We start from the raw sequence: 12086 nt of genomic DNA, 5'->3' as shown, positions 1-12086 counted from the left end.
GTGAACCCCGAATCCACCCAGCTTCACGACCCCGCTGTGATCAGCTTCGCCTCCGACAACTACTCCGGCATTCACCCGGAAGTTTTGGCTGCCGTGGCCGCAGCAAATGGCGGGCACCAGGTGGCTTATGGCGAGGATGACTACACCACTTCGCTGCGCCAGGAGATGGGGCAGCTCTTTGGCCGCGACGTTGAGGTGTTCCCTGTTTTCAACGGCACCGGCGCCAATGTGCTGGCGCTGCAGTCGCTCCTGCCGCGCTGGGGTGCCGTGGTGTGCGCTTCAACAGCCCACATCAACATGGACGAGAACGGGGCTCCTGAGCGTGTGGGCGGCATGAAACTGCTGGCCGTCCCAACCGACAATGGCAAGCTGACGCCCGATCTGATTGACAAGGAAGCCTGGGGATTTGGCGATGAACACCGCGCCCAGCCGCTGGCAGTCTCCATCACCCAAACCACGGAGCTGGGCACCTGCTACACCCCGGCGGAAGTGCGTGCCATCTGCGACCACGCCCATTCCCTGGGCATGAAGGTCCACATGGATGGGGCACGGCTGGCCAACGCTGCCGCCCACCTGGGCGTTCCGGTGCGTGAGTTCACCTCCGACGCCGGCGTGGACGTTTTGTCCTTTGGTGGCACCAAGAACGGGATCATGTTTGGCGAAGCCGTGGTGGCGTTGAACCCGCAGGCCACCGACGGGCTGATCTACCTGCGCAAGATGAACATGCAGCTGTCCTCAAAAATGCGTTTCATCTCGGCCCAGCTGCTGGCGCTGCTGGCCGATGACCTGTGGCTGCGTTCGGCGTCGCACGCCAACGCCATGGCGGCGCGGCTACGGGCAGCAGTGGAGGTTCTCCCCGAGGTACAGTGCACCCAGCCCACCGAATCCAACGGCGTGTTTGCCATTTTGCCCGACGGCGTGGCTGAGCGTTTGCGGGAGAAGTTCCGTTTCTACGACTGGGACCAGGCCGCCCGGGAAGTGCGCTGGATGTGTTCCTTTGACACCCAGGAATCTGACGTTGATGCCTTCGTGGCCTCCTTGCGTGCGGAGCTGGCAGCCTAGGCGCTCACCTTTGTTGCGGCGCGCCTGCCGGGGTTTGGTCCGGCGTGGTCATAATCTGCCAAGGTGAGTCCTATCCCACAGCTTCCCATTGACTTCCAATCTGCCTTGGCGTCGCTGCGGGCGGCCCGAACCCGCCCTGAACTTTCGTTGGCAGAAGTCCCCGCCCCGGCACGGCTTGCCCCGTTTGGTGTGGCGCTCGGTGCTGAGGTCATGGTGGATGGTGAAGAGCTCGCCACGGGCCGCTTCATCCTGCTGCACGACCCCCACGGCTCCGATCTATGGGACGGCACCTTCCGCATCGTCACGTATGTGCGGGCACAGCTCGAGGCCGACATGGGCAACGACGCACTCCTGGCCAACGTGGCGTGGGCTTGGCTGGTGGAGGCACTGGAGGAGGAAGGTGCCCGGTACCGCAGTGCCGGCGGCACCGCCACCCGTGTCCTCTCCGAAGGCTTTGGCACTTTGGCCTCTCGCCCCGACGCCATTGACATCGAGTTGCGCGCCTCATGGACTCCCGAGGGCCCTGATGTCAGCGCCCACCTGCAGGCGTGGAGCAATCTTGTGTGCACCTTTGCCGGCCTGCCACCCGTGCCCCACGGGGTGACTTTGCTCTCACAGCGCCGCCCCAACCACGGCTGGTGAGCTCTGATGAAGGGGGTTGGCGCGGCCGACGACGGCTCCCACCCCAGCAGGTGCTGCACCATTCGGTAGACTAAGGGCATCATGACCAACCCAGAATCCAGCGCACACAGCCGCGCCCGGGCCAAAAAGTCCACCTCACACCAAGGCCCCGGCTCCCCCTCCAGCACCCCGACAGGCACAGGGACCACACAGGATGCCGCCACCACCGCCGTCGAACTGGCTGCCGCCCCGCTGACTTCAGTGGTCATTGACGGTGTCCGGGTGGAACTGGGCGACCTGCCAGAGCTGGTGGTGCTGGACATGCCCCAGGATGGCATTCCGGCCGTCGTGGAAACCCAGCCTGCCTTGGCACGGTGCGCCGCGGCATTGGCCAGCGGGCACGGCCCGGCAGCCGTTGACACGGAGCGCGCCTCAGGTTTCCGGTATGGCCAGCGCGCCATGTTGGTCCAGATTCGCCGCGAAGGCGCCGGCACATGGCTCATTGATCCCGAAGCCTTCGATGATTTGAAGATCATTGACGAGTCCCTGCACGGGGTGGAGTGGATTCTGCACGCCGCCAGCCAGGACCTGCCCTGCTTGGCGGGTGTTGGCATGTGGCCAAGCAAACTTTTTGACACGGAACTGGCCGCACGCCTGGCTGGACTGCCGCGTGTTGGCCTGGGCGCCGTGGTGGAATCCTTGCTGGGCTACCACCTCGCCAAGGAACACTCGGCGGCCGACTGGTCCCAGCGCCCCCTGCCCGAGCCGTGGCTGCGCTACGCCGCCCTCGATGTGGAGGTCCTGGTTGACCTGCAGGAGGAACTCGTGGCACTGCTGGAAAAGGACGGGAAGCTCGAGTATGCCGCCCAGGAGTTCCAGCACCTGATTGACGCAGGCGTGCCCGCCCCTCGTGTTGATCCGTGGCGGCGCACCTCCGGCTCCCACACCATCCGCAACCGGGTCCAGCTGGGAGTGGTCCGCGAGCTTTGGTACACCCGCGAGAAATTGGCTGAACACCGCGACATTGCCCCCAGCCGGCTCATCCCGGATTCGGCCATTGTGGCAGCTGCCAAGGGCATGCCCGCAACCGTTCCTGCCCTGCTGGGCTTGTCCGGGTTCCACGGGCGCGCAGCCAAGCGCGATGCGCCCAAGTGGCTCCACGCCATCCAGACAGCGAAGAACAGCACCGAGCCGCCGCCCCTGCAGGTCTCCACCAACACACCTCCCCCGCCGCGGGTGTGGGCTGAGCGGGATCCCGAGGCTGCTGCCCGGTACGCCACTGCGCGCCAGCGCCTGAGTGATCTTGCCGAAGAGATCAACATTCCCGGTGAAAATGTTCTCACGCCCGACTTCCTGCGCCGCTTGTGCTGGCGTCCGCCGTCGAGCATCAGCGTGGAGAGCGTGTCAGCCCAGTTGTCGGAACTGGGTGCCCGCCCCTGGCAGATCGAAAAGACTGCGGAGCTGCTCACCGACTCCCTGCTGAACCCGGAGCCGCTGCCACCCAAGGAGCCCAAGGCCCCCAGGTCCGAAGAAGCGGCCGCCTAGCCCCTCTGCCTCCGCCGACGGCGATCCCCGGCCACTCCCAAGACTCGCAAGCTCGCCTCGGGGCCCTCGTGGCCGGGGGCCCTGACTTGGGCGTGTGAAATTTCATGCGTCATCGCCCGTTTGACACGCCGTCGGGCTTTGCGCGGGGATTTTGACTCCAAGTTACCGGCGGGTAACATGATGTGTGACACAGTCGTCCCCAACATGATTGGCTTGGACGACATCCGTTGTACGCACTCAAGGAGCACCAGGTGAGCCAGAATCGGCAGATTAGGGACGTGGTCTTTGTTGACGGCGTCCGCACACCCTTTGGACGAGCAGGGGAAAAGGGCATTTACGCCAGCACCCGGGCAGATGACCTGGTGGTCAAGTGCATCCGCGAGCTCATGCGCCGCAATCCCTCGCTGCCGCCGGAGCGCATCGACGAGGTCGCCATTGCCGCCACAACCCAGACGGGTGACCAGGGCCTGACCATTGGCCGCACCGCAGCACTGCTGGCAGGGCTCCCGCAGTCGGTTCCCGGCTTTGCCATTGACAGGATGTGTGCCGGTGCCATGACGGCCGTCACCACCACCGCCTCCGGCATTGGTTTCGGTGCCTATGACGTGGTCATTGCCGGCGGCGTGGAGCACATGGGCCACCACCCCATGGGAGCCGGCTCCGACCCCAACCCGCGCTTCATGTCCGAACGGATCGTGGACCCGGCGGCCCTGAACATGGGCAACACGGCCGAGAACTTGCACGACAGGTTCCCTGCCATCACCAAGGACCGCACCGACGCATACGCCGTCGCGAGCCAGAACAAGCTGGCTGCAGCCTACGCCAAGGACCAGATCCAACCCGACCTGGTGCCCGTGGCCACCCTCAAGCCGGAACAGGGCTGGACCCTGAACACCGTGGATGAGCCCCCGCGCCCCGGCACCACGGTTGCAGACCTGGCCGCGTTGAAGACGCCGTTCCGCGCCCACGGCCGGGTGACGGCAGGCAACGCTGCCGGTTTGAATGACGGCGCCACGGTGGCACTTCTGGCCTCCGCGGAGACCGCCAAAGAACTTGGCCTGCCCGTCAAAATGCGCCTGGTCACTTATGCCTTCGCCGGAGTGGCGCCCGAGGTTATGGGCATCGGACCCGTCCCCGCCACCGAGAAGGCTCTCAAACTGGCCGGCCTGAGCATAGATGACATTGGCCTGTTTGAGATCAACGAAGCCTTCGCCGTCCAGGTCCTGTCCTTCCTTGACCACTACGGAATTGCCGACGACGACCCCCGGGTCAACAGGTACGGCGGCGCCATCGCTGTGGGCCACCCTTTGGCATCCTCCGGCGTTCGGCTGATGACCCAGCTGGCCCGTCAATTCCAGGAAGACCCCTCGGTTCGCTACGGCCTCACGACCATGTGCATCGGGCTGGGCATGGGTGCCACAGTCATCTGGGAAAACCCGCACTTCAACACCACAGCCACCTCAACCACCTCAACCACCGAAGGGAGCGCAGCATGAGCGCCCAGGACTTTCACCAGCTCGCCGCCCTGTTCCCGGACGAGGTCATCACCCACTCGCATGTGAAGGACATTGCGCTCCCGGGCGTTGACGGCGCTCCCAGCGCCGGCACTTTTGCGCTAATTACCCTGGACAACGGCCTGGACCACCGCCGCCCCAGCACCCTGGGCCCGAACACCTTGGTGGAGTTGGGCACGGTTCTCCAGGAACAGCGTGAGCGCGCAAAACGTGGGGAAATTATTGGTGTGGGCGTCACTGGAAAGCCGTACTTCCTGGTTGCCGGCGCTGATCTTTCCGCCGTCAAGAGCCTCAAGGACCGCCAGTCCGGTCTCTGGATGGCCCAGCTGGGCCACGACGTGTACTCAACACTCAACGACCTGGGCGTCCCCAGCTTTGTGTTCATCAACGGCTTGGCCCTCGGTGGCGGTCTTGAGATCGCGCTCAACGCCAACTACAGGACAGTCTCCACCGGAGCCGGAGCCCTGGGCCTGCCCGAGGCGTTCCTTGGCCTGGTCCCCGGTTGGGGCGGCGTGTACCTGCTCCCCCGTTTGATCGGTCCATCCAACGCCGTAACGGTCATGCTGGAGAACCCACTCAGCAACAATCGCACGCTCAGCGGCCCGGCAGCCTACAAACTCGGCATTGCCGATGCCTTGTTCGAACCGGCCGACTTCCTGGAACAGTCGCTCACCTGGGCGGCCCGGGTCCTTGCAGGTGAGGAGGTCAGCCGCCCCAACGCCGTCTCCGAGCCGTTGAGCGAGGAAAACAGCGCAGCCTGGGACGCCGCCGTCGAACGGGCCAAGAAATTTGTTGAAGCGAAAACTTCCAACGCCGCGCCCGCCCCGGCCCGCGTCATCGAACTGCTGGAGAAGGGTAAACACTTCACCAAGGCGCAGTCATTCGCCGCCGAGGATGAGGCGCTGGCCGACCTCATGGCGACCCCGCAGTTCCGCGACACCGTCTACGCCTTCCTTGACCTGGTCCAGAAGCGGGCCAAGCGGCCTGCCGGAGCACCTGACGCCAAGCTGGCGCGCCCCGTCACCAAGGTTGGCGTCGTCGGCGCGGGGCTGATGGCGGGCCAGTTCGCCCTGCTCTTTGCCCGCCAGCTCAAGGTGCCCGTGGTCATGACGGACATTGATGCGGCGCGTGTGGACAAGGGTGTGGGCTACGTCCATGGCGAGGTGGACAAGCTGCTCGCCAAGGGCCGGCTGAGCCAGGACGCTGCCAACCGCACCAAGGCTCTCGTGACAGGTTCCGTGTCCAAGGAGGCGTTTGCGGATGCCGACTTTGTGATTGAGGCCGTGTTTGAGGAACTCAACGTCAAGAAGGCTGTGTTTGCCGAGGTTGAGGCGATTGTTTCGCCGGAATGCATCCTCGCCACGAACACCTCCTCACTCTCCGTGACGGCCATGGCGGCGGACTTGCAGCACCCCGAACGCCTAGTGGGCTTCCACTTCTTCAATCCGGTTGCCGTTATGCCGCTGCTGGAGATTGTTCGGGCACCCAAGACCGACGACGCCGCACTGGCTACGGCGTTTGCCACCGCCAAGGCGCTACGCAAGACGGCTGTCCTGGTCAAGGATGCGGCTGCGTTCGTGGTGAACCGCGTGCTCCTGCGGCTCATGGCTGAAGTTTCCGCTGCCTTCGATGAGGGCACCGACGCGCACGTTGCGGACAACGCCCTGCGCCCCATGGGCCTGCCCATGACGCCGTTCACCCTGCTGGCCATGGTGGGCATCCCCGTGGCGCAGCACGTCACGGAATCGCTGCACGCAGCCTTTGGCGAGCGGTTCCGTGTCTCGGCCAACCAACAGGCCCTGATCGACGCCGGCATCAAGGGACTGTGGGAGACCGCCCCGGATGGCAGCGTGTCCATCCCGGCCAGCACCCTGGCGCTGCTGAGCTTTGGCAACTCCCCGTCAACGGAACAGGAGCTGCTGCTCAAAACCCAGGATGCCCTGGCCGAGGAGATCGGCCTGATGCTGGCAGAGGGCGTGGTGGCCGGACCCGAGGACATCGATCTGTGCATGATTCTGGGCGCCGGCTGGCCCATGCATCTAGGCGGCATCACCCCCTACCTGGACCGGGTGGGCGCCTCTGAGCGGGTCAACGGGAAGCTGTTCCACCCCGCCGCCTGATCCATTCATTGCCCCTCCGCCGCCTCCGCCTCGTGAACGGGCAGTAGTTGTTGATGTTTGTGCTCAACATCAACAACTACTGCCCGTTCACGAGGCGGAACTGGCCGGGAGCCGCGTGTGGCATTCCCCCGGCCGGAACTGACAGAATGGTTTCATGACTTTTGAACCAACTTTGACCCGACGCAATGCCCTCCGGGCCACCACAGCAGCCACCGGCGCCGCCTGCACGCTGGCCTTGGTGGGCTGCACCCCCAGCGGTGCCGCCAGTCCCGGCACAGGCAGCGTTCCGTCCGAGATCCCCACGGGCGGAACTCCCTACCAGGTGGGCAAAGTGTCCGAGCTCCCCGTGGGCAGTACTGCGACAGGAACGGCCAACGGTGTGGATGTCATCTTGTTCCGCCCGGATGAAACCACCGTGCTGGCCTACACCGACATCTGCACGCATGCCGGCTGCAAGGTTGCACCCAATGGCGAGGACTTCAAGTGCCCTTGCCACGGTTCGCTTTTCAAGGGCGCGGACGGCACGGTGATATCCGGCCCGGCGAAGGCTGCCCTGCCCCGCTTCGGCGCGGCCATCGACGGCGAATGGATCACCGTCAGCATGTAGCCGGCCACCAGCGGCGGACGCTAGACACAGCCGGCGAATGGATCACCGTCAGCATGTAGCCGGCCACCAGCGGCGGACGCTAGACACAGCCGGCGAATGGATCACCGTCAGCATGTAGCAAATTCCCTGCTGACTGCTAGAACAAGGCCACTTTGGGAGTGCGCGGGAAGATCAGGTCGAGCTCAGTCAGATCTTCCGTTGTTGGCTTCCATCCCGCCGCCGCGGCATTTTCGCGCACCTGTTCCGGCTTGGTGGCACCGGCGATGACGCTGGCAACCGACGGCTGCGCTGCGAGCCAAGAGAACGCCACTTGAACCTCGGTGAGGCCGCGGGCCGCAGCAAAGGCACTGAACGCCGCAAACTGGTCCTGATCAGCCCCTGAAACCATGTGCTGGCGGGTGTGTGAGAGTCTGCTGCCCTCGGGCACCACACCACCACGGTACTTGCCAGTCAGCAAGCCGTTCGCGAGCGGGAAGTAGGGCATGACACCCAGCCCATACGCTTCAGCAGCGGGGGTGACCTCCTGCTCGGCACGGCGGTCGAGCAAGTTGTAGTGGTTTTGGCTGGCCACAAACCGTTCCGTACCCAGCGTGCGTGCGGTGTATTCGGCGTCGGCAATCTGCCACCCTGCCAGATTCGAGTGTCCCAGGTAGCGCACCTTGCCGGCGCGGATCAGGTCATCCAGCGCCGAGAGCGTCTCCGCCATAGGGGTGTGCCCGTCGGGTGTGTGGTAGTAAAAGAGGTCAAGATAGTCGGTGTTCAACCGGCGCAGCGAGGCCTCCACGGACTGCATAATGTACTTTCGTGAGCCGCGCCGCCCCCAATCCACGCCATTGGCGCCTTGGGTATCCATGCCGAACTTGGTGGCCACAATGACATTCTCACGGTGCGCACCAAGCGCCTTGCCCAGGATGGTTTCGCTCATGCCGGGCGTCATCCCGTACACATCAGCCACGTCAAAGTGCGTGATCCCAGCCTCCAAGGCGGCACGCACGACGGCGTTGCTGCCCTCCTGCGTTTGTGTCACCGTCCCGCTGCGGCCCAGGTTGTTGCACCCCAGGCCCACAGTGGAAACGGTCAGTCCGGAACGGCCTACTTGTCGGTATTCAATCATGGTTCAACAATAGCCAGTCCCGCCCACATGCAGACAATTTGGCCCCGTCCCACCCGCCCAACGCTCCTGCAGCAAAGGGTGGATTTTCCCCAACGCTCCTGCACCAAGTGAGCGAGCGTTGGGGAAAACGGCCCCGTAAGTGAGCGAGCGTTGGGGTGGGAGGTTAGAGGCTGAAGACTGTGCTGCCGCTGGTGCTGTGCTTGGCCCGCAGCTCGTCGAGCTGGTCGGCCGGGGCGACGGCAACGCTGAGCTTGGTGAAGTCGAGCTTCTCTTCACGGATGCACACCTTGATGTTGGCCACTGCGCGGGCCGGGTCCGGGGCAAGGATGTACACGTTCAGCTTGCCGGTGCTGTGCGGGCCCTTGGTGAATTCAATCTTCTCCACGAGTCCGCTGCCCCGCCATGCCAAATGTGCCGTCAGGGCTGCCTTGGCGCTGGCTCCAAGGGTCTTGTCCCTGTCAGTGATCCTGTCGCTCTTCAGGGCAATCTGTGCCACCACAGTGAACTGCTCTTCACGACTGAGCACGGCATAACCGTCCACGGCGCACTGCTCCGCGAACGCTTCCAGCATGCCACGGGCCTCTTCCAGGGAGGCTGCGCGAACATCCTTGGACGTGCTTTGGTGGCCTACTGCGCCATGATTGACCACAAAGAAAATCTCCGACGATTCTGCCGGGGCTGCCTCGGCGTCATCCTCCTGGGGCATCCCGGCGTCAATCCACGCTTCGCGGAAAGTCCAGGCTCCGGCGTCGTCCTTCTTGTACATGCGCACAATGTTGGGGTCCAGATCATTTGATTCCAGGGAATCGTTGCTGTCTTGTCCTTCGGTGCTGCTCATGGCAGTGTCCTTCCTAGCGTGAACCAGACCGCTTCCCGGCCCTCAAAAGGTGCCCGACGGGCCGCGACGGCCTCCATCAAGGCTTCCGCTGCTCGTTCCATGCGGGTGCACAGTTCGGGCGGATAATTCATGGTGTTGCTGTGCTCGGCAAACTCGTCTTCATCATCAACATAGAGGCCCCGCGACTTGGTGCGCACAACATCCAAATCCATGTCGACCATGTGAAATTCGATGACCGCCGGCCGGATGCGCCGCCAGGCCAGCTCAGTGGCCAGATCTATATAAAGTTCGACGCCGGACGGGTGGCTTTGATCGTAAAACGTCGCCACCCAATCTCCCTCGTGGGGAATTAAAAGCACGGCATCGGATTCCGCATAGAAAGCTGCACCGGGCCGGGACACAAATTCACCCGTTCCCTGGAACACCCAGTGGCCGGCATCATCGGATCCCAGATACCGGCCGGGTACCACCCAGTGAGCGGTGCCATCATACTTGCGGTTGCGGGCCACGACCAGATCCCCGGTCTGAGGCATCTGCGCCGACTGCGTGTCGGGAAACGCCGTCACAGGATGGGCATCTGACCTGTGCGGGGCGCAGGCTGCCCGGGCAGGGGCCGGGCAAAGGGCACCTTGGTGCCCAAAACCTGCTCCACCACATCTTGGGCGACGCGCTGGGCTGTCAGCCCCACCCGCGCAAGCACCTGCGAACGGCTGCCGTGGGCTAGGAACTCCACGGGCAGGCCCACCTCGTTCAGTGCCGTGTCAATGCCTGCTGAGCGCAGTTCCTGCCGGATGCGTGAGCCCACTCCGCCGGCCCGGACGCCGTCCTCAATGACAATGACAATCCTATGTTGTGAGGCCAGCTGCACAATGGAGCGCGGCACGGGCATCACCCAGCGCGGGTCAACCACTGTGGAGCTGATGCCCTGCTGGTCAATGCGAGCGGCAACATCCAAGGCCAATTCACTCATGGCCCCAACACTGACAATCAGAACATCGGTTTGGGGTTCGCTGCCTGCCTCCGGCATGTCGTGATGGGTGCGGGCCAGAACGTCGACGCCGTCGTACAGGCGCTCAAGGGCCACAATTTCTGGACCCACGGTGCCCTTGGAATACCTGACCACGCTGGGTGCATCCGAAATAGCCACGGCTTCGCGCAGTTCCTCGCGCAGGCGCACGGCATCACGCGGTGCGGCCAGGTGCAGGCCGGGCACAATTTGCAGCATGGACATGTCCCACATGCCATGGTGGCTGGGACCGTCTGGGCCCGTCACACCTGCCCGGTCAAGGACAATGGTCACCCCTGCCTTGTGCAGGGCTACGTCCATCAGGAGCTGGTCGAAGGCCCTGTTCAGGAAGGTGGCATAGATGGCCACCACCGGGTGGAGGCCACCAAAAGCCATGCCCGCGGCCATGGTCAGTGCATGTTGCTCAGCAATGCCAACATCAATGACACGGTCTGGGAACTTTTGTGCAAACTTGGCAAGACCAACGGGAATCAACATGGCACCTGTGATGGCCACAATGTCGGTGCGTTCCTCGGCGATCTTGGCGATTTCCTCACCAAAAACTCCCGTCCAGGACTTGCCACTGGGCTCCTCCACGGAAACGCCTGTCTCGGGATTGATGACGCCCACAGCGTGGAACTGGTCGTCCTTGTGCGCCCGGGCAGGGGCATAGCCTCGGCCCTTCTCGGTGAAAGCGTGCACAATCACCGGGCCGCCATAGTTCCTGGCCAGCAACAGTGCCGATTCCATGGCTTTCTCGTCGTGGCCGTCAACGGGGCCCACGTACTTCATGCCAAGGTCGTCGAAGAGGCCCTGGGGCGCCCACCAATCCTTCACTCCCTTTTTGGCGGCGTGCAAACTCTTGTAAACGAACTGGCCGGCTGCGTTGCCGTCCTGTAGACGCTTCTTGCCCCACGACATGGAGGCTTCATACTTCTTGTGCGTGCGGACGTGGTCAATGGCCGGGCGCAGGGAGGCCAGGTACTCGGCCACGCCGCCCACGGTCGGGGCGTAGGAGCGGCCGTTGTCGTTGACCACAATCACCACACGCCGGTCCTTGTCCGCGGCAATGTTGTTCAGGGCTTCCCAGGTCATGCCGCCGGTCAAAGCGCCGTCGCCAATGACAGCCACCACGTAGCGGTCACCCTCGCCCGTGAGCTGGCGTGCGCGGGATATTCCATCGGCCCAGGAAATGGAGGATGATGCGTGGGAACTTTCCACTATGTCATGCTCGGATTCGGCACGGTCAGGGTAGCCCGAGAGTCCGCCCTGCTGGCGCAGGGTGGAGAAGTCTTGGCGTCCAGTGACGAGTTTGTGGACGTAGGACTGATGCCCTGTATCGAACACAATGCTGTCGCGGGGGGAATCGAAGACCCTGTGAATGGCAAGCGTCAGCTCCACCACGCCAAGATTGGGGCCAAGGTGGCCACCTGTCTGAGACACGTTGGTAATCAGGAAATCCCTGATCTCCTGGGCCAGGGTCTCCATCTGGCTCGGGCTGAGCTTGCTGAGATCGCGCGGATGCGTGATGGTTTCTAAAAGTCCCATTGGTACCTCCCTGGGTCCACTATCAACGTCTAACAATATCGTGTCCAACCGTCATGACTGAGCGTATCGCTTGGTTTCAGTGGTACAAAGCACATTAAACGCAATCAAGGG

Annotated in this window: 10 protein-coding genes; 6 read left to right on the top strand and 4 right to left on the bottom strand. The window is 63.7% G+C overall.

All coding sequences use genetic code 11. The annotated features are described in order from the left end of the window. From CVS28_RS15525 to CVS28_RS15500, 6 genes are all read left to right on the top strand, one after another. Complete coding sequence (locus CVS28_RS15525) at window positions 1–1062, top strand: threonine aldolase family protein (RefSeq protein ID WP_103482081.1); 1062 nt, start codon at window positions 1–3, stop codon at window positions 1060–1062. A 63-nt stretch (window positions 1063–1125) separates the two neighbouring features. Beyond that, a complete protein-coding gene (locus CVS28_RS15520) occupies window positions 1126–1704 on the top strand; it encodes a DUF3000 domain-containing protein (protein ID WP_103465971.1) in 579 nt (192 codons plus the stop codon). An 81-nt stretch (window positions 1705–1785) separates the two neighbouring features. Then, window positions 1786–3228 carry an HRDC domain-containing protein gene (locus CVS28_RS15515; protein WP_103482080.1) on the top strand — a complete coding sequence of 481 codons (1443 nt, stop codon included), beginning with the start codon at window positions 1786–1788 and terminating at the stop codon, window positions 3226–3228. A 251-nt stretch (window positions 3229–3479) separates the two neighbouring features. Then, window positions 3480–4724: a thiolase family protein gene (locus CVS28_RS15510; protein ID WP_103482079.1), complete on the top strand. Its 1245-nt coding sequence runs from the start codon at window positions 3480–3482 to the stop codon at window positions 4722–4724. Further along, on the top strand, window positions 4721–6862 hold the full coding sequence (locus CVS28_RS15505) for a 3-hydroxyacyl-CoA dehydrogenase NAD-binding domain-containing protein (protein ID WP_103482078.1): 2142 nt from the start codon (window positions 4721–4723) through the stop codon (window positions 6860–6862). The genes CVS28_RS15510 and CVS28_RS15505 overlap by 4 nt, the downstream gene beginning before the upstream one ends. 154 nt (window positions 6863–7016) lie before the next feature. Continuing rightward, complete coding sequence (locus CVS28_RS15500; RefSeq protein WP_103482077.1) at window positions 7017–7469, top strand: QcrA and Rieske domain-containing protein; 453 nt, start codon at window positions 7017–7019, stop codon at window positions 7467–7469. 136 nt (window positions 7470–7605) lie between these two features. On the opposite strand, the gene CVS28_RS15495 is transcribed toward CVS28_RS15500, so the two are convergent. The 4 genes from CVS28_RS15495 to dxs form a co-directional block, all read right to left on the bottom strand. Further along, entirely contained in the window at window positions 7606–8583 is a 978-nt protein-coding gene (locus CVS28_RS15495) for an aldo/keto reductase (protein WP_103482076.1), read from the bottom strand. A gap of 163 nt (window positions 8584–8746) precedes the next feature. Then, complete coding sequence (locus tag CVS28_RS15490; protein ID WP_243399923.1) at window positions 8747–9421, bottom strand: hypothetical protein; 675 nt, start codon at window positions 9419–9421, stop codon at window positions 8747–8749. Continuing rightward, a complete protein-coding gene (locus CVS28_RS15485; RefSeq protein ID WP_103466031.1) occupies window positions 9418–9954 on the bottom strand; it encodes a DUF402 domain-containing protein in 537 nt (178 codons plus the stop codon). The genes CVS28_RS15490 and CVS28_RS15485 overlap by 4 nt, the downstream gene beginning before the upstream one ends. 29 nt (window positions 9955–9983) lie before the next feature. Beyond that, entirely contained in the window at window positions 9984–11975 is a 1992-nt protein-coding gene (gene dxs / locus CVS28_RS15480; RefSeq protein ID WP_103465977.1) for a 1-deoxy-D-xylulose-5-phosphate synthase, read from the bottom strand. Window positions 11976–12086: the final 111 nt, after the last annotated feature.

The organism is Arthrobacter glacialis (genome assembly GCF_002909415.1).
GTDB classification, from domain to species: Bacteria; Actinomycetota; Actinomycetes; order Actinomycetales; family Micrococcaceae; genus Specibacter; species Specibacter glacialis.
The sequence above is the reverse complement of the archived record's forward strand: the minus strand, read 5'-3'. Positions and strand labels throughout refer to the sequence as shown.